This window comes from Sphingomonas sp. (assembly GCF_017745215.1).
Taxonomy (GTDB): Bacteria; Pseudomonadota; Alphaproteobacteria; order Sphingomonadales; family Sphingomonadaceae; genus Sphingomonas.
Window position 1 is genome coordinate 173,710 of record NZ_JAGHZV010000002.1, and the last position, 21,640, is coordinate 195,349.

Here is a 21,640-nt window from a genome sequence, read left to right on the forward strand (position 1 = left end):
CGCACCTGCCCGTCAGGTGTGACAGGTTGATGACATTTCCATTACGGTCGCGATCTCATCGTCATCGATCGTCGGTCAATATTGTCCGTAGCGCCCGCTGACGCTCGCGAGCAACGCTGCAGGGTCGTAGCCGACGCCGTCCTTGAACACCGTGACGACATTGGCGATATCGCCGATCTGCTTCGAGGGGTCGCCGCGCACGAGCACCAGATCGGCATCCTTGCCCGGCGCGATCGAGCCGATCCGCGCATCGAGCCCTAAATAGGTCGCGCCGTTGAGCGTGCCGATGCGGATCGCCTCCAGCGGCGTGAAACCCGCCTCGACAAGCAGGATGATCGCGCGCTGGTCGCCGAAGCCGGGGAGGACGTTGCCCGCGCCGGTGGGGTCCGGCCCGGCGATCAGCAGGCCGCCGGCATCGACGAAGGCGCGCTCCATCGCCAGCTCGTTGGCCCAGAGCGCCGCGCGCTCGGCCTTGCGCACAGGCGACGCGTTCATCTGGAGCGTGCGGACGTAGAAATAGTCGGCACGCGCCTCGGGCGACATCAAGGCGAGCTGCTGCGGCGGCAGCGTCCGGTAGTTAGGCGAGCTCGTCTCGAACACCGGCAGCGTCGAGGTCACCGCCACCTTGTGCGCCACCAATATGGCGATCAGTTCCTTGGCCGCGTCGCTCCCGGGTGTCATCGCCTTGAGCGTCGGCCCGCCGTCGCTCTCCGGGCAGACATCGGGCTGCTTGCCGGGGTCGAGGCTGGTGTTGACCCAGAAGCCGTGCTCGAGATTGTCGATCCCCAGCGCCGCCGCCTCGGGATAGGTCACCGAGCAGAGGTGGCCGGTCACCTTGATCCCGCGCACATGCGCCGCATCGATCGCGGCCTTCAGCTGGGCGCGGGTGATGTTCATATAGGCCTTGAACGACGTCACGCCCTGGTCCGCCCAGAAGTCGACCGTGCGCCGCGCGTCCTCGGCGTCCTTGAGCGGATGCATCTGGAGGAAGGGGCTGCCCGAGCCTTCGAGATAGGGACCGGTGACGTCCATGTGCGGGCCGGGAAGCTCGCCGCGGTCGATCGCCGCCTTCATGTTGAGGTCGGTATAGGGCTCGACGCTGCCGGTGGTGCGCAAGGTCGTAACGCCGCCGGCGAGATAGAGCCGCGGCGAGCTGAACGCCATCTGCGGCACCATCAGCGGCGGCTCGCTGTGCCCCGCGGCGTCGAGGTTGGGCCGGGCGATGTAATATTGGTGGTCGTGCATGCCGACGATGCCGGGCATCAGCGTCATGCCCGTGCCGTTGATCGCCTGGACGTCATGCGGCAGCGGCACTTCGGCGCCGCCCACCGCGGCGATCCTGCCCGCGGCGATCAGCACCGTCCGGTCCTCGAGCGGCGCGGCGCCGGTTCCGTCGATCACGCGCACGTGAAGGATGGCGACGCTGCGGTGATCCACCTTGACGAAGGGCTTCACCGCCTCGCCGGGCGTGGCCGGTGCCGGTAGGATGCGCGCCGCCATGTCGACCTTGTCGGGCCCCGCCGCGCACAGCAGTGCCGCCGCGCCCGCCAACCCCATCGCCCGCATCCGCATCGCCCACTCCCCTGTTGCCGCACGGGACCATGCCCAGAACGCCGCCGCCGGGCAACCGGCCTTGGCGCTTGCCCCTGACGCGCACGTTCCCTAACTGTTCGCAGATGTCCGAGCCCGAAGTCCCCGTCTCCGACGCCCCCTATCTCCAGGGCCTCAACGCCCCCCAGCGCGACGCCGTGCTCACCGTCGACGGCCCGGTGCTCGTCCTCGCCGGCGCCGGCACGGGCAAGACCGCCGCGCTCACCGCGCGCCTCGCCCACCTGCTGTGGACGCGCCGCGCCTATCCGAGCGAGATCCTAGCGGTCACGTTCACCAACAAGGCCGCGCGCGAGATGCGCGAGCGCGTCGGTCGGCTCGTCGGCGATGCGGTGGAAGGCATGCCCTGGCTCGGCACCTTCCACGCGATCGGCGCCAAGATGCTCCGCCGCCATGCCGAGCTCGTCGGGCTGCAGTCGAACTTCACCATACTCGACACCGACGACCAGCTGCGGCTGCTCAAGCAGGTGATCACCGCCGCCGACCTCGACGAGAAGCGCTGGCCCGCGCGCCAGCTGGGCGGCCTCATCGACGGCTGGAAGAACAAGGGCCAGACTCCCGCCGACCTCGACGCCGGCGACAATGAGAGCTTCGCCAACGGCAAGGGCCGCGCGCTCTACGCGGCCTATCAGGAGCGACTGAAGGCGCTCAACGCCTGCGACTTCGGCGACCTTCTCCTCCATGTCCTCACGATCCTGAAGGGCAATCGCGACGTCCTCCAGACCTACCAGCAGCGCTTCCGGTACATCATGGTGGACGAGTATCAGGACACCAACAGCGTCCAGTATCTCTGGCTCCGCCTGCTCGCGCAGGAGCGCAAGAACATCTGCTGCGTCGGCGACGACGACCAGTCGATCTACTCGTGGCGCGGCGCGCAGGTGGAGAATATCCTCAAGTTCGAGAAGGACTTCCCCGGCGCCAAGGTGATCCGGCTCGAGCAGAATTACCGCTCGACCCCGCACATCCTCGCCGCCGCCTCTGGGGTGATCGCCAACAACGCCGGTCGGCTCGGCAAGACGCTGTGGACCCAGCACGACCGGGGTGAGAAGGTCCGCGTGCTCGGCGTGTGGGACGGCCCCGAGGAAGCGCGTCGCGTCGGCGAGGAGATCGAGGGACTCCAGCGCGGCGGGATGAAGCTCGACAGGTTCGCGATCCTCGTGCGCGCGCAGCACCAGACGCGCGAGTTCGAGGACCGGTTCATCGCGATCGGCCTGCCCTATCGCATCGTCGGGGGCTTCCGCTTCTACGAGCGTCAGGAGATCCGCGATGCGCTCGCCTATCTCCGCGTCGTCGCCCAGCCGGCGGACGACCTCGCCTTCGAGCGGATCGTCAACGTCCCCAAGCGCGGGCTCGGCGACAAGGCGCTGGCGAAGGTCCACCAGCTTGCGCGCGCCGAGGGCGTGCCGCTCACCACCGCGAGCGCGCGCATCCTCGACACCGACGAGCTGACGCCCCAGGCGCGGCGTTCGCTCGGCAACCTCGTGATCGACATCGCGCGCTGGCGCGACATGGGCGAGAACCTCCCCCATCCCGAGCTCGCGCGCCAGATCCTCGACGAGAGCGGCTATACCGCGATGTGGCAGGCCGATCGCACCGCTGAGGCCGCGGGCCGGCTCGAGAACCTCAGCGAACTCGTCCGCGCAATGGAGGAATATGAGACGCTCGGCGCGTTCCTCGAGCACGTCAGCCTGGTGATGGACAACGACGCCAACGCCGACGAGCCCAAGGTGACGATCATGACGATCCACGCCGCCAAGGGGCTGGAGTTCGACACGGTGTTCCTAGCGGGATGGGAGGAAGGCATCTTCCCCTCGCAGCGTGCGCTCGACGAGGGCGGACTCGCGAGCCTCGAGGAGGAGCGTCGCCTCGCCTATGTCGCGATCACTCGCGCGCGGCGGCAGGCGGTGATCCTCCACGCCGCCAACCGGCGCATCTACGGGCAATGGACCTCGTCGCTCCCCTCGCGCTTCATTGCCGAATTGCCGGGCGCACACATCGAGGAAGAGTCGACGATGTCGGGCGGCGAGAGCCTGTGGCGCGCGAACTGGTCCGAACGGGCGGACCCGTTCGCGGACGTGTCGCGCGGAACGGGCCGCGGCCCGGGCTGGCAACGCGCGGCGGGAGTGGACCTGAGCAACCCGGGCGGCGGCTATACGGCGCGGACCTTCTCGCGCGAGCCGGCGCGAGTGCTGGAGAGCCGCGCGAGTGCGGTGAGCTTCGGCGCCAAGCCGCGGAGCGACCTGTCGCTCGGCATGCGCGTGTTCCACCAGAAGTTCGGCTATGGCGAGATCGTCGAGATCGAAGGCAACAAGCTGGAGATCGAGTTCGAGACGGCCGGGCGGAAGCGGGTGATGGACAGTTTTGTGACGGTGGAGACTTAGCTATACGTCGCGTTCCACCATCAGCGCGCCGATGTCCCGACCGCCATAGAATATGCCAAGGATGGCAACGTCCGGTTCCTGCACGACATAGACGATCGTCACCGATCGGCGAAAAGGGATAGTTCGGACGCCCGCCCGGATATCGTCGCGGGGCGCTCCACGAAGCGGGAAATAGTCGAGCTCGAAGCATCGCTCGACGATTGCCTCAGCGAAGCTTTCGGCGATATCTGCCGACGACTGCTCCGCAATATAGGCTTCGATTGATTCAAGATCATCGACCGCCGCTGAGCGGAGGTCACGCGATATTGTTTCACGCTTTGGCTTGGCCGCGTTCACGTCCTTGCCGGAGGGTTTCGCGCACTTCCTCTATCGTAATCCCGCCCGAAGGATTTGCCTTCCACTCGTCATAGACTGCCGCGACCTTGGTCCGTAGCCAATGCTCGACATCTTCATGGATATCTTCGTCGAGCGCAGCATCCGCCTCCTCCACGGCCAGCGCCATAAGCCCGGCCAGGATCACTTCGCTCTCGTTGGCATAGCGCCCCGAAGCCACCCGCACCTGCACAGCCTCGGCCATTTCATCCGGCAATTCGATGCTCAGCCGCTTGAATTCGCCCATGAGATGCTCCCGTGAAGATACTCCAGACTAGGGAAACCTCCGAAACGGTTCAAGGAACCGAGGCCGCAACAGCCTTCAAGCCGATCCATTCCGGGCCAGTCTACATTCCATCGCGTAATCCCTCCAAAGGGTCAATTGACCCGTCGTCATCCGGTCATTCAGAAACGCTTCAGCAACAATGACGGAACCGGGGCACACCCCGGCGCGTCATCCTGTGCCGAACCCAAAGAGGAGAACTCCAATGAAACGCTTCCCCGCCCTCACCGCCGCGGCGCTGGCTGCCGCGAGTGCGCTCGTGGCCGCGACGCCTGCCGCTGCCCAGCGCGGCGACTATCGCTACGTCGCGCCCGAGGAACAGCGCTTCTACGACGCGCAGGCGCGGTTCGAGCGCGAGTACGAGATCTTCCAGCAGGAGTTCGACCGCTACCGCGCCTGGCGTGCGCAGAACCCCGGCCCGCGCCCCGGCTATCCTGGTCCGGGCGGCTACCAGGGTCCCGGCGGCTATAACGGCGGCCCCGGCGGCTATTACGACGACCGCGACGAAGGCAGCTACGACCCCAGCCGCTACTATCGCACCGGCCCACAGTACCAGGAGCGCGTGCTCGGCGCCGACGATCGCGTCTACCGCGGCCGCGACGGCCAATATTATTGCAAGCGCTCGGACGGCACCACCGGCCTGATCGTCGGCGGCGCGACCGGCGCGGTGCTCGGCAACGTCATCGACGGCGGCCATTCGCGGGCGGTCGGCACGATCCTCGGCGCGGCGATCGGCGCGGTGGTCGGCAAGTCGGTCGAGCAGAACCAGAACCAGGTCCGCTGCCGCTAAACGGGCCGGAACACGGGAGCGCCGCGCGGGGAAACCCGCGCGGCGTTTCGCTTTTTCAGGCCTCGGCGGCGATCAGCGTGGAGTCGGCGAAGCGCGGGTCGCGCGGGTCGAACAACGGGCTGCGGCCGAAGATCCGCTCGGAGATCTTGAGGTCGACGAGGCCATCGAGCTTGAAGATGCCGATCTTCTCCTCGCGCGGGGGATTGCCGTCGCGCTCGATCGTGATCGCGCCGGCGAACAGGTCGCCATGGCGCACGAAGGCGACGTGCGGCGCGAGCACGACATGCCCGCCATTGTAGGTCGCCTCCACGCAACGCTTCGTGGCGATGGCCTCGAAGAGCAAGGGCGCGGGGCCGGTCGGTGCGGTCATGGTCTCGGTCGTCGGATCACTGCGGTACATGATCCGATCATAGGATGCATGGTGCGGTGCAGCAAGGGCGTTGACCGGCTTTTCCTTTCCCCTTTCGGGTCGAAAAGCCGGCCGCAACGCCTTGATCAATGCCAGAAGATCAGGAGCAGGATGATCAGCGGGATCGGCACGCCGATCAGCCAAAGCAGGATTCCCTTACCCATGACACACTCTCCATACGGTTGATTTCGTACCCGAAAGAAACCCGCGAGCGCGCCCGCGGGTTCCTTGAATGCGATCAATCGAAGGAGCCGGGCTTCCCTAGAACACCGCCTTGGGCGTCGCCTCCCGCATCATCTGCTGGCGGACCAGCGGGATCGGCGGGCCGCCATAGCTCAGGAACTGGTCGTGGAACGCCTTCCAGCCCTGGCGCCCGCCGTGCTGCGCGGTCCAGTCCTCGCGCAGTTTGCGGATCATCAGCTTGCCCATCGTATAGTTGAGATAGGCCGGATCATAGGTGCCGCGCCCGGCCTGTTGCTCGGCATTGCCCTCGTCCTGATAACATTGCTCGCGGAACATCTTCACCGATTGCTCGAGCGTCATGCCCTGGGTGTGCAGCCCGATCGCCGAGAGGAAGCGGCAGTCGCGCAGCAGCGCCTCGGAGATCTGGCCGATGTGCATCGCCGGATTGCCTGCGTCGAGCCCGGCCTCCCACATCATCTCCTCGCTGTAATGCGCCCAGCCCTCGGCATAGGCATAGCCGACGAAGATGCGGCCGATCGGGAACTTCGAACGGTTCGAATGGAGGAACTGGAGGAAATGCCCCGGCATCACTTCGTGCACGGTGGTGAAGAGCAGGCTGGGTTCGGAGGGGATATAGGCGAGCTGCTTCGCCGCATCCCAGCTCGGATCCGGCGGCGCGATATAGTAGATCGAGGGGATGCCCTTGTCGAAGGGTCCGGGCGGATCGATGTAGGCGCCGTTCGACCAGTTGAACGGCGGGCTCTCGCGCACCAGCGCCTGCTCGGTGCCGGGGATCGAGACGAGGTCGTGCTTGGTCACGAAGTCGCGCAGCTCGGGGATCTGCTGGGTCGCCGCGGCGACGGGCCCGCCCTTGGGCTTGAGCGCGTTCACCTGGTCGGTGCACTGGACGATCGTCTTGCCCCGCGCGAACTTGGCGCATTCGGCGGCGAGCGCGTCCTGGTTGCGCTTGAGATCGGCCTTGCCGACCGCCTCGAGTTGGTCGAGCGGCGTATCGACGCCTTCGGTCGCGAGCAGCATCCGCGAGAATTTCGCCGGCCCCAGCGCGAAGCCCTGGGTGGCGGTCTTCTCCTGCGACTTCAGCCAGGCCGAGAGGTCGGCCATCGCCTTGGCGGCGGCATCGGCGGCGGCCCTGAGGTCCTTCTGGAGCGCCTCGTCCTTCACTCCGGCGAACACCTTCACGGCGTCGCCCTTGTAGAAGTCGGCATAGCCATCGAAGCCGATCGTGCCGCGCTTGATGAAGCTCGCGGGCAGCGGGCTCTTCAGGTTCGCGCGGATCGCCGCGGCGGCCTGGGGCACCGCGCGGAAGAAGGCCGTGAGCGCCTTCGCCCGCACCTCGGGCGCGGCATATTCGCGCGTGAGATAGGTGTTGGGATCGAGCGAGCCGAGGTAGAAGGCCGGGTTGTTGTGCGGCTGGTCGGCTTCCTCGAGCCAGAAGAGCTGCCCTTCCGCCACCTTCACCAGATAGTCGCGCTCGAAGGCATCGTCGGCGCTGAGGCCGTTGAACGCCTTGGCCTTGGTGACGAGGTTGTGGAGGAAGGTCGCGCGGGTCTTGAGCCCGACCTCGGTAAAGTCGGGCAGCTTGCCGTCGAAGTCGTGACGGCCCTGGTAGACCGCGAACTGCGGGTCGACCTGGAACCAGCCTTCGATCGCATGGTCGCGGAACACCGACCATTTGTCTTGCGGGCCGCTGCCGCCGCCGCCCGAACATCCCGCCAGCGCCACCAGCGCCGCACCCATCAGCAGAAGCCTACGCATTCCTCTCACTCCCGAGTCGAATGCCTCGTGAATTGCACGAAAGTTTATTGCGCCAAAGCGCTTCCGCCATTGCGTGGGACGAAGCGGAGCGCCTAGAGCGCCCCGGACATGTCCGACACGTCGATCCACCCGTTCCGCATCGCCAATTTCCGCGCCTATTGGACGGCGCGTCTCGCGATGACGCTGGCGCAGAACGGCATGATCATCGTGATCGGCTGGCAGACCTACACGATCGCGCGCCAGACGATGCCGCCGCACCTCGCCGCGGCGCAGCTCGGGCTGATCGGGCTGCTCCAGTTCATCCCGCTGTTCCTCACCACGCCGATCACCGGCTATGTCGCCGACCGGTTCGACCGGCGCTGGATCACGCGCGTCACCGTGTCGCTCCAGCTTGCCTGCGCGCTGATCCTCGCACTGGTGACGCAAGCGGGTGCGATGTCGCTGCCGGTGCTGTTCGGCGTTGCGGTCCTCCTCGGCATCGGCCGTGCCTTTGCCGGCCCTGCGTTCGGCGCGCTCGCCCCCAATCTCGTGCCTCGGGAGAGCCTTCCCGCCGCGATCGCGCTCAGCGCCATTTCTTGGCAGGTCGGCTCGATCGTCGGCCAATCGGCCGCGGGTACCATCTACGCTCTGGCGCCGGCCACTCCCTATTTCGTCGCGACAGGGCTGTTTGGGATCGCGCTCGTTGCATTGGTCCTGATCGGCCCAGTGCCCCGCACTCATAATGCCGACACGCGGCACCCACTGCGCCAGATTGTCGACGGGCTCATCTACGTGTGGCAAAACAAGATGGTACTCGGCACGATCACGCTCGACTTGTTCGCTGTTTTCCTCGCTGGCACCAGCGCGCTGCTTCCAGTTTACGCGCATGACATCCTGAAGGTGGGGCCCTCGGAGTTCGGCATGCTCACCGCCGCACCCGGGGTTGGCGCGGGCATTGTGGCGCTGTTCTTCTCCTTCCGCCCGATCAAGACCCAGGTGGGACCCAAGATGCTCGCCGCGGTGCTGGTCTACGGCGCCGCGACGGTGACCTTCGGTCTCTCCAGCTGGATGCCGCTCAGCCTCGCCGCGCTCGCGGTGGCGGGCGCGGCGGACATGTTCTCGGTCTATATCCGCCAGTCGCTCGTCCAGCTCTATACCCCCGATGCCATGCGCGGCCGCGTCGGCGCGGTGTCGCAGCTCACCATCTCCGCCTCGAACGAGCTGGGCGAAGCCGAATCGGGCTTCCTCGCCTCGGCCGCGGGCCTGGTCGGCGCGGTGCTGATCGGCGGCGGCGGCGCGATCCTGGTCACGGTCCTCTGGACCTTCCTCTTCCCGGTGATCCGCCGGGCGAAGACATTCGATCCCCCCATGCTGCCCGAGGAACCGGGCCCAACCCACGAGAAGGAGGCTGCGTGATGAAGGCGAACACGATTCTGGAGACGATCGGCAACACGCCCCACATCCGCATCGGCAAGATCTTCCCCGACGCCGAGGTGTGGATCAAGTCCGAGCGCTCCAATCCCGGCGGCTCGATCAAGGACCGCATCGCGCTGTCGATGATCGAGGCGGCGGAGAAGTCGGGCGACTTGAAGCCCGGCGGCTGCATCGTCGAGCCGACCAGCGGCAACACCGGCGTGGGCCTCGCGATGGTCGCGGCGGTCAAGGGCTACCGGCTCATTCTGGTGATGCCCGAGAGCATGTCGATCGAGCGCCGCCGGCTGATGCTCGCCTATGGCGCCACCTTCGACCTCACGCCGCGCGAGAAGGGGATGAAGGGCGCGATCGAGCGCGCGATGGAGATCGTCGCCTCCACCCCCGGCGCCTGGATGCCGCAGCAGTTCGACAATCCCGCGAACATCGACGTCCATGTCCGAACCACCGCGCAGGAGATCCTCGCCGACTTCGCCGGCACGCCGATCGACGCGATCATCACCGGCGTCGGCACCGGCGGGCACATCACCGGCGTGGCGGAGACGCTCAAGAAGGTCTGGCCGGGGCTCAAGGTCTATGCGGTCGAGCCCGAGGCGTCGCCGGTGATCTCGGGCGGCCAGCCCTCGCCGCACCCGATCCAGGGCATCGGCGCAGGCTTCGTGCCGCGCAACCTCCACACCGACGCGATCGACGGGGTAATCCGCGTCGATGCCGGCGCGGCCAAGGAGATGGCGCGCCGCGCCGCGCGCGAGGAAGGCATGCTGATCGGGATCAGCTCGGGCGCTACCCTGCAGGCGATTTCGCAGAAGCTTCCCGAGCTTCCCGAGGGCTCGCGCGTGCTCGGGTTCAATTATGATACAGGCGAGCGCTATTTGTCGGTTCCGGACTTCCTTCCGGAGAGCTGAATCGCTGGCGCGCGTTCCTGATTCGGGTTAGACTTCGCGAGTCGGGGAAATTCACCGAGCTTTCCGGGGGGAACTCAGGTGCGCAATGCGATGATTTGCGTCAGCGTGATGCTGGCGATCTTTCTTGGGTGGCCGCTGGCGTTTGGCGGCGGCTCGAACAGCGGCAACATCGAGAGCAAGTCCGGGGCCAAGGCAGCCACGGCCACCGTACCGGCCAAGCAGCAGATGCTGCAGGCGGTCCAGGCGGCGGTGCCCGCGGGCACGGTCGCGGTGGAGAGCTGCTACAAGCGCTACCAGCGCGAAGTGAAGCTGTGCAGCGGCACGTCGAGCGCGACGTGCCGGTTGAAGAGCTCGGACAATTGGGACCTGTGCGAAGCCACGGGGTTCTGGCCGGACAAGTAGGCTCTACTTCTCTTACTTCTCCTGGCCCTCCCGCTTTTTCGCGGGAGAGGGTTGGGTGAGGATCTTCTTCTTTCTTCGGGCTTAGCCAGAAAGAAGAAGACCCTCACTTCCCACCGCCTCCGGCGGCGGGCCCCTCCTCTCCCGCGAAGGCGCGAGAGGGCCAGGTTGGTGTCGCCTGTAGTTAATCACACCTGTCCCACACGCCGCGAACCACCATGGTTCCCACCCGCGCCGTTCTGCGTTATGGGCGGCGCCCTCCGATGAACGCCTCGACCACGCCTCCCGCCCGACTGGCCGCCTATCTGGCGCAGGTCCCGCAGCAGTTCCGCCGCGGCCTCGACGCCGTACGCCGGCTGCCGCGCGGCGTGCAGGTTGCGCTCGCGCTCATCGCCGTGCTCGCGATCGCGCTGCCGGTCGTGCTGGTCAACCGTGCCCCGCCCCCGGCCAGATACCGGTCGCGCATCGTCCTCCCGACCCGCGTCGTGCCCAAGACCGAGATCCCCACGGTCGAGCCCGTCCAGCTCCAGGCGGTCGACCCCGACGACGCGCGCGCGATCAACGCCTCGATCCCCTTCTCGACCGAGCCGAACCTTCCGGCGCGCGCCTTCAAGATCTTCGGCGAGGCCGACAGCCAGGCGCGCGCCACCGATTGCCTCGCCGCCGCGGTCTATTACGAGGCGGGCGACGATGCCGAAGGCCAGCGCGCGGTCGCGCAGGTCGTGCTCAACCGCACCCGCCACCCCGCCTTCCCCAAGACCGTGTGCGGCGTCGTCTTCCAGGGCTCCGAGCGCACCACCGGCTGCCAGTTCACCTTCAGCTGCGACGGCTCGATGCTGCGCTACAGCCCCTCGCAGGCCGCCTGGGAACGCGCCCGCGCGGTCGCCCGGCTCGCGCTCAACGGTTCGGTCGACAAGGTCGTCGGTCTCGCGACGCACTACCACACCGACTGGGTGGTGCCCTATTGGAGCGCGAGCCTCGAGAAGATCAGCGCGGTGCACACGCATCTCTTCTTTCGCTGGACCGGCTGGTGGGGCACGCCCCCCGCCTTCACCCGCGCCTACACCGGCGAGGAGCCCAACGTCCCGCTGATGGCCAAGCTTTCGCCGAGCCATAGCGGCGATCCCGAGGCCCTGCTCGCCGCTGGTGCTGCAGCGACCGCTATCGATCCCGAATCGATCCCCGACAGCGTCGTACCCAAGGCGACCGGTGCCGACGACGACAGCTTCCTCGTCACGCTGCCCAAGGGAATGAACGCCGAGAGCTTCGCCAGCCTCGCGGTGCGCACCTGCGGCGAGCGCGTGCGCTGCAAGTTCATGGCCTGGACCGAGAGCGCCAACACGCCCAACAAGCTGCCGCTCAACAGCTACCAGGTCGCGACGATGTCGTTCAGCTATCTGCGCGACCAGAACCAGGGCTTCGCCAAGGCGCTGTGGAACTGCGCGCTTTTCCCGCGCCCGAGCCCGGTCCAGTGCATGCGCGCCCAGCCGCTCGCCGACGCCCAGTTGCCTCCGCGCCTCGCCGACGCGCCCAAGCCGCTGGCCGATTCGGAACCGAGCCCGCTCGCCGGCGTCCGCCGCAAGGGCGATCCCGCGCCATCGATGCCGTCGGTGGGACTCAAGGAACTCGGCGGCAAGCTGCCGACGCCCGCACCCAGCCCCAGGCCGACGCCGGTTCCGGCGGGCTAAGAGCCCGTTTGGAAACTCGCGAACGAGCGAGTTTCCAAACGGGCGATAAGTCCCCACGCCCGCGCCGTCATACCGGCGAAAGCCGGGACCCAGGGTCAAGGCGGACGTCGCTCGTGGTTCTGAACCCCGGCTATGGGTAGGTTCAAGCCGCGGCCGGTTGCGCTTCGAGCGCCTGGCGGATCGCCGCCAGCGCGTCCTGCGCCTTCTCGCCCTCGGGGCCGCCGCCCTGCGCCATGTCGGGCCGGCCGCCGCCGCCCTGGCCGCCGAGCGCTGCCACCGCCGTCTTGACCAGCTCGACCGCGCTTCGCTCGCCGACCAGATCGTCGGTCACGCCGACCGCGACCGAAGCGCGGCCTTCGTTGACCGCGACCAGCGCCACGACACCCGAGCCGATCCGCGCCTTGGCCTCGTCGACCGCGCCGCGCAGTGCCTTGGCCTCGAGTCCGTCCAGCACCTGCCCCAGGAAGTTCACCCCCGCGACCTGCGCGGGGCCCGTGGCCGCGGCACCTGCACCGCCGCCCATCGCCAACGCCTTCTTCGCGTCGGCCAGCTCGCGCTCGAGCCGGCGCCGCTCCTCGACCAGCGCCGCGACGCGCGTGGGGACCTCGTCGGGCGAGGCCTTGAGCGCCGCTGCCGCTTCGCGCAGCCGCTCGTCACGCGCGACCAGCCAGAGGCGCGCGGCCTCGCCGGTCAATGCCTCGATCCGGCGCACGCCCGAGGATACCGCCGATTCCGAAACGATCTTGAACAGCGCGATGTCGCCCGTCGCCTCGACATGCGTGCCGCCGCAGAGCTCGACCGAATAGGATGCATCCTCGCCGACACCCATCGAGAGCACGCGGACCTCGTCGCCATATTTCTCGCCGAACAGCGCCATCGCCCCCGCGGCGACGGCGTCGTCGGGTGCCATCAGCCGCGTGGTCACGATCTCATTGTGGCGGATCTGCGCGTTCACCGCGACCTCGACGTCGGCGATCTCCTCAGGGCTGAGCGCCGAGGGATGCGAGAAATCGAAGCGAAAGCGGTCGGCGGCGACGAGGCTGCCCTTTTGCGTCACATGCCCGCCCAGCCGCGCGCGCAGCGCCGCATGGACGAGGTGCGTCGCACTGTGGTTGGCGCGAATGCGGTCGCGGCGCTCGGCGTCGACGGTGAGGTGCACCGGATCGCCCACCGCGATCTCGCCCGTCTCGATCGCCGCATGGTGCGCATGCAGCCGGCCGAGCGGCTTCGACGTGTCGCTCACCACCGCGAGCAACCCCTTCTCCGTGGTGATCGTCCCCGCGTCGCCCATCTGGCCGCCGCTCTCGCCGTAGAAGGGCGTCTGGTTGGTGAGGATCACCACCTCGTCGCCCGCCGCCGCCTTCGCGACGCGCGCGCCGTCCTTGACCAGCGCGAGCACCTGGCCCTCGCCTTCGGTCGAGACATAGCCGGTGAACTCGGTGCCACCGAATTCCTCGGCGATGTCGAACCAGACTTCCTCGCTCGCCTTGGCGCCCGATCCCTTCCAGGCGGCGCGGGCGTTGGCCTTCTGCTCGGCCATCGCCGCGTCGAAGCCGGCGCGGTCGACCTGCAGTCCGCGGGTGCGCAGGGCATCCTCGGTCAGGTCATAGGGAAAGCCGAAGGTGTCGTAGAGCTTGAACGCCGTAGCGCCTGGGAGCGTGTCGCCCTCGGCCATGCCGGCGGTGGCTTCGTCGAGTAGGCGGAGACCATTCGACAGCGTCTGGCGGAAGCGCGTCTCCTCCTGGAGCAAGGTCGCCTCGATCAGCGGCTGGGCGCGCTGGAGCTCGGGGAAGGCCTGGCCCATCTCGGAGACGAGGCTCGGCACCAGCCGGTGCATCAGCGGCTCCCTGGCGCCGAGCAGATGCGCGTGGCGCATCGCGCGGCGCATGATCCGGCGGAGCACATAGCCGCGGCCCTCGTTCGCGGGCAGCACGCCGTCCGCCACCAGGAAACCCGAGGCGCGCAGGTGATCCGCGATCACGCGATGGCTCGCCTTGTGGTCGCCGTCGGTCGCGGTGCCGGTGAGCGAGCCCGACTGGGCGATCAGCGCCTTGAACGTGTCCGTATCATAATTGTCGTGGACGCCCTGGAGCACCGCGGCGACGCGCTCGAGCCCCATGCCCGTGTCGATGCTCGGTCGCGGCAGGTCGCCGATGATCTCGTCGGCTTCCTGCACGAACTGCATGAACACGAGGTTCCAGATCTCGACGAAGCGGTCGCCATCCTCCTGCGGAGAGCCCGGCGGGCCGCCGTAGATGTGGTCGCCGTGATCGTAGAAGATCTCCGAGCACGGCCCGCACGGACCGTCCGAGCCCATCGCCCAGAAATTGTCCTTGGTGGCGATGCGGATGATCCGCTCCTCGGGCAGGCCGGCGATCTTCTTCCAGAGGTCGAAGGCCTGGTCGTCGGTGTGATAGACCGTCGCGGTCAGCCTCGACGCCGGAATGCCCCATTCCTTGGTCAGCAGCGTCCAGGCGTGGGTGATCGCCTGTTCCTTGAAATAGTCGCCGAACGAGAAATTGCCGAGCATCTCGAAGAAGGTGTGGTGCCGCGCGGTGTAGCCGACATTGTCGAGGTCGTTGTGCTTGCCGCCCGCGCGGACGCACTTCTGCGAGCTCGCCGCGGTCGAATAGGGGCGCGTCTCGAGGCCGGTGAACACGTTCTTGAACGGCACCATGCCGGCGTTGACGAACATCAGCGTGGGATCGTTGTGCGGCACCAGCGGCGCCGACGGCACGCGCGCATGTCCCTGGCCTTCGAAATAGTCGAGGAACGAGCGGCGGATGTCGTTGGTCGATGTCATCGCGCCGACTTAGTTGTGGAGGCTGCCACACTCAAGCGAAACACTTCGATCAAGCCGATCGAACTGGTGTCCCAGGCGGCACGGCGCTAGAGCGGCAGGACCTTGGGGGGTTATCGACATGCGCAGCCTCGTTGCCGTTCCTGCCGCCATTCTCCTCGCCTCGGCCGGGCCGCTGCCCTCGGCGCCCGGCGTCTCGATCGCCGCGCTGGTCGCCGCGCACCTCTGCGGCGACGACTCGACGGCGGAGGAACGGCCGGCAATCCTTCCCGGCTATGGCGCGGGTGGCTTCGCCGTGCGGACGGTGCACCCCGAGGCACAGGCCTTCTTCACCAACGGCATGCAACTCGCCCACGCCTTCGCGCACAAGGCGTCGATCGCCGCCTTCGGCGAAGCGCGGCGGCGGGATCCGAACTGCGCGATGTGCGCCTGGGGCGAAGCCTGGGCCTCGGGCCCAACGATCAACTATGGGATCGAGCCCGACGTCCAGAAGAAGCTCGCCGAGACCGCCGCCGAAGCGCAGAAGCTCGCCGCCGGCGGACCGCAGCTCGAGCAGGACCTCACTGCCGCGCTGGTGCTCCGCTACGTCGGCAAGCCCGGCGAAGGCAACCGCGCCTTCGCCGATGCGATGGACCGGCTCGCGGCGAAATATACCGGAGAAGACGCGATCCAGGTGATCGCCGCCGACGCGCTGATGGTCGCGGCGGGCGACAGCTGGGATGCGGTCAGCATGGCCCATCCGGTCGCGCTGCTCGAGGCGGTGCTGAAGCGCAACCCGGACTATACCCCTGCGATCCACTTCTACATCCACGCCACCGAAGGCGCCGGCTATCCCAAGCGCGCCGAACCCTATGCCGACCGGCTGGCGATCCTCGCTCCCGCGGCGAGCCACCTCGTCCACATGCCCTCGCACACCTATTACTGGATCGGCCGCTACCAGGACGCCGCCAATTCGAACGTTCGCGCAGTCGCGATCGGACTGGAGAATGCCAAGCGGCTAAAGCTCACCGGCGAGGACGGCGTGTGGCAGCTCACCTATCACGCACACAACGTCCATTTCGGGCTCGGCGGCGCGCTGATGTCGGGCGACGGGCCCGCGGCGCTCGCACTCGCCCGGCCGGTGGTGGCGATGGCGGGCCGCACCGGCGAACTCGATCCGTTCCGCCAGGTGGTGCTCGGCGAATCCTATGTCGCGCTCGCTCGCTTCGCGCCGAACGAATTGCTCGCGCTCGCCGATCCGGGGCCGAAGAACCAGGGTGCGCAGGCGCTCTGGCACTATGCCCGTGCCGAGGCTCATGCCGCGCTGGGCGACGTCGAGGGCACCAGGCGCGAGGGCAGGCTGATCGCGCGGCTGCCCGGGGACAGCCTGTTCAAGCTCGGCGCGCCGCTCTCCAAGGTCGCGCGGCTGACGATCGCGGGGCGGCTCGCGATGCTCAAGGGCAAGCCGGCGCGCGCCGCCGAACTGTTCGGCCGGGCCGCGGCGATCGAGGAGGCCAAGCCGCTCTCGACTTTCTCCGATCCGCCGATCTGGTGGTACCCCGTCCGCCGCGACCTGGCCGCGGCGCTGCTGGCCGAGGGCAAGGCGGCGGAAGCGCTGACCGCGATCGACGAGTCGCTCGCGTACCGCCCGAATGACCCCGTGGCGCTCACGATCCGAGCGCAGGTGCAGGCGAAGCTAGGGGACGCGAAGGCGGCTCGGTCGGATGGCGCGGCGGCGCGGCGAGGATGGGTTGGTTCGACGGCATCGCTGAATCGACTGGCGGGTTAGCAAACTTCGACCATCATCCCGGCGAAAGCCGGGACCCAGCGTTATGGAGGACGGCGCTCGCTGCCCTGGGCCCCGGCTTTCGCTGGGGTGACGGCTAGTTGGGATAACGGCTGGGTCGGACGAACCTCACCCGAACGGCGCATCGATCGACGACGGCGGCGTCGAGAACCACGTCGGCCCCGCCGCCGTCATGTGGAAGCAATCCTCCAGCCGAATGCCGAACTTGCCCGGCAGGTAGATCCCCGGCTCGTTCGAGAAGCACATCCCCTCCGCCAGCGAGGTCTTCTCGCCGCGCACGAGGTTCACCGGCTCGTGCCCGTCGAGCCCGATGCCATGGCCGGTGCGGTGTGAAAGCCCGGGCAGCCTGTAGTCGGGCCCGAACCCCTGGCTGACGTAATAGCGCCGCACCGCATCGTCGACATGTCCCGCCGCCACGCCGAGCTGCGCCGCCTCGATCGCGACCTGCTGGCCCTGGCGGACGGTGTGCCATACCTTGCGCTGCTCCGCGCTCGCCTCGCCGAAGACGAAGCTGCGCGACACGTCGGACTGGTAGCCGTGGACGGTGCAGCCGCAGTCCATCAGTACGACCTGCCCCGGCGTCACCCGCTGCGGCTGGTGCGATCCGTGCGGATAGGCCGAGGCCTCGCCGAGCAGGATCAGGTTGAACTCCACTTCGCCGCCCAGCTTGCGCGTCGCCGCAGTCATCAGCGCATCGATCTCGGCCGGCGTCATCCCCGCGGCGATCTGCGGCGCGGTCCAGCGATAAGCGGCGATGGTGATGTCGGTCGCGCATTGCATCAGCGCGAGCTCGGGCGCGGTCTTCGCCATCCGGCAGCCGCGCACCACCGGGTTCGCCGAGACGATCCTCACGCCCGGCAGCGCGCGCTGCAGCCCCTCGACCGCGAACCAGCGCACCGTCTCCTCGACGCCCACCGGCTTGCCCGCAAGCTTGCGATCCCTCAGGAACCCCGCGGTGATCGCCAGCGGGTCCTGGTCCTCCTGCCACACGCGCACCTCGGCGGGCACGCCCAGCGTTTCGCGCACCGAGGGCTCCTCGAAGAAGGGCGTGACGATGCACGGATCGCCCTCGACCGGCAGGATCGCTGCGGTCAGCCGTTCGCTGCGCCACCATTCTACCCCAGTGAAATAGACCAGCGACGAGCCCGGTTCGATCAGCACCGCGCCGATCCCGTGCTTCGCCATCAGCGCCTGCGCCCGCGCGAGCCGGGCCTTGCGCTCCTCGGCGCCGATCGGCTGCGTGCCGGCGGCGAGGTTCGGCAGCTCGGGATCGGCAGCCCGCGCGGCGCCGGCGAAAAGCAGCGGCGCGGTCGCGGCGGCGCCGATCAGTCCGCGGCGGGAAAGGCTGGGCATCGGGGCGGTCCTATTCACAATAATTGGCGCGATATTCGGCGATCCGCGCCGCATCGGGATGCTCGCCGACGGGGAGCACATGCTCGCGGTTGCCCGCGACGGCGAAGGCGCCGCCGGGCGTGCGGTACAGCGTCATCGCCCCGCAATAGACCGGCGCGCCTTCGAAGTCCCCGGCGAAGGTGAGCCGCACATAGACGCCCGGATGCGGGGCACCCGTCGGATTGGGCACCCATTGGATGCCGGTCACCTTGCGGCTGCCGTTGCCGAGCGACCAATGTTTGTTGCGTTCCTCGGCGATCCAGGGATCGAGGTGCGCCGCGGTCTGCGCCTCGAACATCGCCGCGGCGCGCTCATACTGCCCGGCGTCGAGCGCGACGTAGAAGGCCTCGAACGCCTTGGTCGCGCCCGCCACGTCGGCCTTGCTCGGCTGCCAGCCCTCGGGCGCCGGCGGAAAGGCGGCAGCGTTCATCGGGGCGCAGCGCATCAGCTGGCGATAGTCCATGACTTGCGTCGGCTGGGTGCGGATGTTGCCGGTGTAGCCGAGGTGCCCCCAGATCACCGACTGGCTCCCGCAGACTTCCGCCGCCTTGCGCTCGACCACCAGCCTGGCGAGCGGCAGCAGCCGTTCGTCGAAGGGCGCGAGCCCGATCGCCCAGTCACCGCCGGGCTGCTGCGTGACGGTGATCGGCATCGGCGCCGCGTCCTGCAGCGCGAGCGCGAGCAAGGCGATGATCATGGCGTGTCCCTCCCCTGTCAGGCGCGTGCGATCAATAGCCTTCGCAGGCCTTGGCCGCGGTCGCCTCGGTGTTTTGTCCCGCGGCGATGCTCGCCTTGCTGATCGCCACCACATTCTGTTGCGAGACGTGATAGACCCCCGGCCCGTCGCGATAGAGCACGAGCGCGCCGCAATGCGCGGCGAGCGCCGAATAGGTACCGCTGAAGACGAACACCGCATAGGCGCCGGGATGCGACGCGCCCTGGGGGTTCAGCCGCCAGAAGGGCCCCTTGAAGCTCCGCGAGCCGGTGCCGATCTTGCCCTTGAGCTGCATCGGCTGCGCCAGCCAGGTCGGCTTGTCGACTTCGAGCATCGCTTCCATCATCGGGATGCCCTTGGCCGCGTCCGCGGCATCGAACACCGCCATGTAGCGCTGGGCGAAGGCGAGCGCGTCGGCATTGTCCTTGTCGCTCGCCTTCCAGTCCGCCGCTACCGGCTTGTAGGGATCGGTCGCCGGATCGATGCAGCTGAACGCCTGACGGTAATTGTGCATCACTTGCTTGCCGTCCGGAGTGTAGCCGGTGTCGAAGCTGAAGCGCCCCCAGCGGACCTGGAGCTTGCCGCAGCGTTCGGCCCCCGCCGCGATCATCCGCGCGGTCACCGCGTCGCGCTGTTCGACCGGATAGTCGCCGATGACGGCGGCGTAGCGGTCCTTCGAGACCGGCGTGATCGCGATCTCGGGCGCCTGCTGCGCCGCCGCCAGCGCCAATGCCATGGATAGCATCATGATCCCCTCCCCGCGGCAGCGTCGCGCCGCCCGGTTCATCGATACGGTCCTTGACCGCGCGCGCACAATCCCCTTGGCTGTTTCGAGATAAGCATTGGGGGATGTGGGTTGGGCAAGCGACTGACGTGGTTCATTCTCGCCGGGCTGCTGGTCGGCGGGTTCGGCGGCTGGGCGTTGCATGCGCATTTCGACGACGGCGGCGGCGCTGGCACCAAGGCGCTCGCCGACATCGGCTACTGGCTCGACATCCCCACCCAAATGTTCCTCCACCTGATCAAGATGATCATCGCGCCGCTGGTCGTCTCCACCCTGGTGTGCGGGATCGCGCACATGGGCGGCGGCGGCGCGGTCGGGCGGGTCGGGCTCAAGGCGTTCGGCTGGTTCGTCTGCGCGAGCCTCGTGTCGCTGACGCTCGGCCTCGTCTTCGTGAACCTGCTCCACCCCGGCGTCGGTCTCAACCTGCCGCCGCCGCCTGCCGGCGAGAGCGCGGGCGTCGAGGCCTTCGACGCCGCGAAATTCTTCGTCCACCTCGTGCCGACCAGCGCGATCGACGCGATGGCCAACAACGACATTATTCAGCTCGTCATCTTCTCGCTCTTCTTCGGCGGCGCGCTCGCCGCGGTCGGCGAGAAGGGCGCGCCGCTGGTCCGCGGGCTCGAGTCGCTGGTGGCGGTGATGCTCACCGTCACCGGCTATGTGATGCTGTTCGCACCGGTCGCGGTGATGTGCGCCGTCGCCAAGGTGCTCGCGACCAAGGGCATCGGCGTGGTCGGCGACCTCGCCTTCTTCATGGCGAGCTTCTATCTCGGCCTCTTCGCGCTCTGGGCGGTGCTGCTGCTCGCCTGCTTCTTCGTTGTCGGCGGGCGGACCGGCCAGCTGCTGCGCTACCTGCGCGACCCGATCCTGCTCGGCTTCTCGACCGCCTCGTCCGAAGCCGCCTATCCGCGCACGCTCGACGCGCTCGACCGGTTCGGCGTGCCGCCGCGGATCGCGAGCTTCGTGCTGCCGCTCGGCTATTCGTTCAACCTCGACGGCAGCATGATGTACATGACCTTCGCGTCGATCTTCATCGCGCAGGCGTACAACATCCACCTCGACCTCGCGACGATGATCCAGATGCTGCTGATCCTGATGATCACCAGCAAGGGCATCGCCGGCGTGCCGCGCGCAAGCCTGGTGGTGATCACCGGCACGCTCTCGCACTTCAACATCCCCGAGGCGGGGGTGCTGCTGATCCTCGCGGTGGATCACTTCCTCGACATGGGACGTACCGCGACCAACGTGATCGGCAATGCGGTGGCAAGCGTGGTGGTGGCGCGCTGGGAGGGCAAGCTGGACGCGCCGCAGGAAGCGGAGCCGGCGGTTGCGCCGATGCCCGAAGGGCCCGCGGACGATGCCGAGAGCTTCGCGGGCTATGCGGGGAAGGATTGAAGGAGTTCCGCGCGAAGGTTGAAGGGATTTGATCGCGCGGAGACGCAGAGAGGGGGTCTCCGCGTCAGCGGCTTCGATCCTTCCGGCCGAGCGGATGCCGCTGATCGAGCGGCGCATTCGCGCCGAGCGAGTTCAACCCTTCTGCGTCTCCGCGTCTCCGCGCCAACCAATTTCGTCCGCGGCGGGCAGCCGCCACGCCGCGGGCAAGTCGCGGAAATGCCCCCAATGCGACCAGGCGCCAGCGGCCCCATCCATCTGGCGCGACATCAGCCCCCAGGGCGGCGGATCGGGCCAGCCCGACCAGACATTCTCGATGAGCAGCAGTTCCTCCCCCGCTAGGCTCGCGAAATACTGGACGTCGGCGCGCGACAATCGCTCGCGGTCGAGCCCGAAGACGCCTTCGGGCGGCAAGTCGCTCCAGGGTACGCGGCGCCAGTCGATCGCCAGCCCCGCGCGCCGGCCGAAGCCGAGCGCCTGCCGGTCCGCTTCCGCCTCGGCACAATCCCAGGGGACCGGCTCCCAGGCCGGATCGACATCGTCCTTGCAGAACGAACTCAAGCCCAC

General features: G+C 68.0%; 19 protein-coding genes. 8 read left to right on the top strand and 11 right to left on the bottom strand.

Annotation, left to right across the window (positions count from 1 at the left end; all coding sequences use genetic code 11):
- Positions 1 to 75 precede the first annotated feature (75 nt).
- The gene (locus tag J7495_RS03430; protein WP_294054677.1) at positions 76 to 1,572 is read right to left on the bottom strand and encodes an amidohydrolase family protein; all 1,497 of its coding nucleotides are present in this window, start codon (positions 1,570 to 1,572) and stop codon (positions 76 to 78) included.
- Between the two features lie 104 nt (positions 1,573 to 1,676).
- Between J7495_RS03430 and J7495_RS03435 the strand changes: the two genes are divergently transcribed.
- On the top strand, positions 1,677 to 3,989 hold the full coding sequence (locus tag J7495_RS03435) for an ATP-dependent helicase (protein WP_294054678.1): 2,313 nt from the start codon (positions 1,677 to 1,679) through the stop codon (positions 3,987 to 3,989).
- On the opposite strand, the gene J7495_RS03440 is transcribed toward J7495_RS03435, so the two are convergent.
- Together J7495_RS03440 and J7495_RS03445 are read right to left on the bottom strand one after the other, a co-directional pair.
- Positions 3,990 to 4,325 (bottom strand): type II toxin-antitoxin system RelE/ParE family toxin, encoded by a 336-nt coding sequence (locus J7495_RS03440; protein WP_294054679.1) that lies wholly within the window; start codon positions 4,323 to 4,325, stop codon positions 3,990 to 3,992. It abuts the gene before it with no gap.
- On the bottom strand, positions 4,300 to 4,608 hold the full coding sequence (locus J7495_RS03445; protein ID WP_294054680.1) for a type II toxin-antitoxin system ParD family antitoxin: 309 nt from the start codon (positions 4,606 to 4,608) through the stop codon (positions 4,300 to 4,302). The genes J7495_RS03440 and J7495_RS03445 overlap by 26 nt, the downstream gene beginning before the upstream one ends.
- Before the next feature lie 241 nt (positions 4,609 to 4,849).
- Here J7495_RS03445 and J7495_RS03450 point away from each other — a divergent pair, with 241 nt between their 5' ends.
- On the top strand, positions 4,850 to 5,434 hold the full coding sequence (locus J7495_RS03450; RefSeq protein ID WP_294054681.1) for a glycine zipper 2TM domain-containing protein: 585 nt from the start codon (positions 4,850 to 4,852) through the stop codon (positions 5,432 to 5,434).
- A gap of 55 nt (positions 5,435 to 5,489) precedes the next feature.
- On the opposite strand, the gene J7495_RS03455 is transcribed toward J7495_RS03450, so the two are convergent.
- The 3 genes from J7495_RS03455 to J7495_RS03465 form a co-directional block, all read right to left on the bottom strand.
- On the bottom strand, positions 5,490 to 5,834 hold the full coding sequence (locus tag J7495_RS03455; protein WP_294054682.1) for a hypothetical protein: 345 nt from the start codon (positions 5,832 to 5,834) through the stop codon (positions 5,490 to 5,492).
- Between the two features lie 95 nt (positions 5,835 to 5,929).
- On the bottom strand, positions 5,930 to 6,085 hold the full coding sequence (locus J7495_RS03460; protein WP_294054683.1) for a hypothetical protein: 156 nt from the start codon (positions 6,083 to 6,085) through the stop codon (positions 5,930 to 5,932).
- 19 nt (positions 6,086 to 6,104) lie between these two features.
- Positions 6,105 to 7,802, bottom strand: a complete 1,698-nt coding sequence (locus J7495_RS03465) for a DUF885 domain-containing protein (RefSeq protein ID WP_294054684.1) — start codon at positions 7,800 to 7,802, stop codon at positions 6,105 to 6,107.
- Positions 7,803 to 7,910: 108 nt separating this feature from the next.
- Between J7495_RS03465 and J7495_RS03470 the strand changes: the two genes are divergently transcribed.
- From J7495_RS03470 to J7495_RS03485, 4 genes are all read left to right on the top strand, one after another.
- A complete protein-coding gene (locus tag J7495_RS03470; protein ID WP_294054685.1) occupies positions 7,911 to 9,197 on the top strand; it encodes an MFS transporter in 1,287 nt (428 codons plus the stop codon).
- Positions 9,197 to 10,117 carry a cysteine synthase A gene (gene cysK / locus J7495_RS03475; RefSeq protein WP_294054686.1) on the top strand — a complete coding sequence of 307 codons (921 nt, stop codon included), beginning with the start codon at positions 9,197 to 9,199 and terminating at the stop codon, positions 10,115 to 10,117. Before J7495_RS03470 ends, cysK begins: the two co-directional genes overlap by 1 nt.
- Positions 10,118 to 10,225: 108 nt before the next feature.
- A complete protein-coding gene (locus J7495_RS03480; protein ID WP_294054687.1) occupies positions 10,226 to 10,519 on the top strand; it encodes a hypothetical protein in 294 nt (97 codons plus the stop codon).
- 260 nt (positions 10,520 to 10,779) lie between these two features.
- Positions 10,780 to 12,204, top strand: a complete 1,425-nt coding sequence (locus J7495_RS03485) for a cell wall hydrolase (RefSeq protein WP_294054688.1) — start codon at positions 10,780 to 10,782, stop codon at positions 12,202 to 12,204.
- Positions 12,205 to 12,346: 142 nt separating this feature from the next.
- Here the strand turns inward: J7495_RS03485 and alaS are convergent, their stop codons facing one another.
- Positions 12,347 to 15,007 (bottom strand): alanine--tRNA ligase, encoded by a 2,661-nt coding sequence (gene alaS / locus J7495_RS03490; RefSeq protein WP_294054689.1) that lies wholly within the window; start codon positions 15,005 to 15,007, stop codon positions 12,347 to 12,349.
- 118 nt (positions 15,008 to 15,125) lie between these two features.
- Between alaS and J7495_RS03495 the strand changes: the two genes are divergently transcribed.
- Positions 15,126 to 16,772, top strand: coding sequence for a hypothetical protein (locus J7495_RS03495; RefSeq protein WP_294054690.1), 1,647 nt, complete (start codon positions 15,126 to 15,128; stop codon positions 16,770 to 16,772).
- Between the two features lie 126 nt (positions 16,773 to 16,898).
- Here J7495_RS03495 and J7495_RS03500 read toward each other — a convergent pair whose 3' ends face one another.
- Genes J7495_RS03500 through J7495_RS03510 form a run of 3 tightly spaced genes read right to left on the bottom strand, consistent with a single transcriptional unit; the run spans position 16,899 to position 19,645 of the window.
- Positions 16,899 to 18,143 (bottom strand): Xaa-Pro peptidase family protein, encoded by a 1,245-nt coding sequence (locus tag J7495_RS03500; RefSeq protein ID WP_294054691.1) that lies wholly within the window; start codon positions 18,141 to 18,143, stop codon positions 16,899 to 16,901.
- Positions 18,144 to 18,153: 10 nt separating this feature from the next.
- Entirely contained in the window at positions 18,154 to 18,879 is a 726-nt protein-coding gene (locus tag J7495_RS03505; RefSeq protein WP_294054692.1) for a DUF4019 domain-containing protein, read from the bottom strand.
- Between the two features lie 31 nt (positions 18,880 to 18,910).
- On the bottom strand, positions 18,911 to 19,645 hold the full coding sequence (locus J7495_RS03510) for a hypothetical protein (protein WP_294054693.1): 735 nt from the start codon (positions 19,643 to 19,645) through the stop codon (positions 18,911 to 18,913).
- A gap of 108 nt (positions 19,646 to 19,753) precedes the next feature.
- Here J7495_RS03510 and J7495_RS03515 point away from each other — a divergent pair, with 108 nt between their 5' ends.
- A complete protein-coding gene (locus J7495_RS03515; protein ID WP_294054694.1) occupies positions 19,754 to 21,076 on the top strand; it encodes a dicarboxylate/amino acid:cation symporter in 1,323 nt (440 codons plus the stop codon).
- A gap of 132 nt (positions 21,077 to 21,208) precedes the next feature.
- Here the strand turns inward: J7495_RS03515 and J7495_RS03520 are convergent, their stop codons facing one another.
- Complete coding sequence (locus tag J7495_RS03520) at positions 21,209 to 21,634, bottom strand: hypothetical protein (RefSeq protein WP_294054695.1); 426 nt, start codon at positions 21,632 to 21,634, stop codon at positions 21,209 to 21,211.
- Positions 21,635 to 21,640: the final 6 nt, after the last annotated feature.

Bases quoted from the DNA above. Each gene is read 5' to 3' on its own strand.
- J7495_RS03430 (WP_294054677.1), bottom strand. From the start codon at position 1,572: ATGCGGATGCGGGCGATGGGGTTGGCGGGCGCGGCGGCACTGCTGTGC.
- J7495_RS03435 (WP_294054678.1), top strand. From the start codon at position 1,677: ATGTCCGAGCCCGAAGTCCCCGTCTCCGACGCCCCCTATCTCCAGGGC.
- J7495_RS03445 (WP_294054680.1), bottom strand. From the start codon at position 4,608: ATGGGCGAATTCAAGCGGCTGAGCATCGAATTGCCGGATGAAATGGCC.
- J7495_RS03450 (WP_294054681.1), top strand. From the start codon at position 4,850: ATGAAACGCTTCCCCGCCCTCACCGCCGCGGCGCTGGCTGCCGCGAGT.
- J7495_RS03455 (WP_294054682.1), bottom strand. From the start codon at position 5,834: ATGTACCGCAGTGATCCGACGACCGAGACCATGACCGCACCGACCGGC.
- J7495_RS03465 (WP_294054684.1), bottom strand. From the start codon at position 7,802: ATGCGTAGGCTTCTGCTGATGGGTGCGGCGCTGGTGGCGCTGGCGGGA.
- J7495_RS03470 (WP_294054685.1), top strand. From the start codon at position 7,911: ATGTCCGACACGTCGATCCACCCGTTCCGCATCGCCAATTTCCGCGCC.
- cysK (WP_294054686.1), top strand. From the start codon at position 9,197: ATGAAGGCGAACACGATTCTGGAGACGATCGGCAACACGCCCCACATC.
- J7495_RS03480 (WP_294054687.1), top strand. From the start codon at position 10,226: ATGCTGGCGATCTTTCTTGGGTGGCCGCTGGCGTTTGGCGGCGGCTCG.
- J7495_RS03485 (WP_294054688.1), top strand. From the start codon at position 10,780: ATGAACGCCTCGACCACGCCTCCCGCCCGACTGGCCGCCTATCTGGCG.
- alaS (WP_294054689.1), bottom strand. From the start codon at position 15,007: ATGACATCGACCAACGACATCCGCCGCTCGTTCCTCGACTATTTCGAA.
- J7495_RS03495 (WP_294054690.1), top strand. From the start codon at position 15,126: ATGCGCAGCCTCGTTGCCGTTCCTGCCGCCATTCTCCTCGCCTCGGCC.
- J7495_RS03500 (WP_294054691.1), bottom strand. From the start codon at position 18,143: ATGCCCAGCCTTTCCCGCCGCGGACTGATCGGCGCCGCCGCGACCGCG.
- J7495_RS03505 (WP_294054692.1), bottom strand. From the start codon at position 18,879: ATGATCATCGCCTTGCTCGCGCTCGCGCTGCAGGACGCGGCGCCGATG.
- J7495_RS03510 (WP_294054693.1), bottom strand. From the start codon at position 19,645: ATGATGCTATCCATGGCATTGGCGCTGGCGGCGGCGCAGCAGGCGCCC.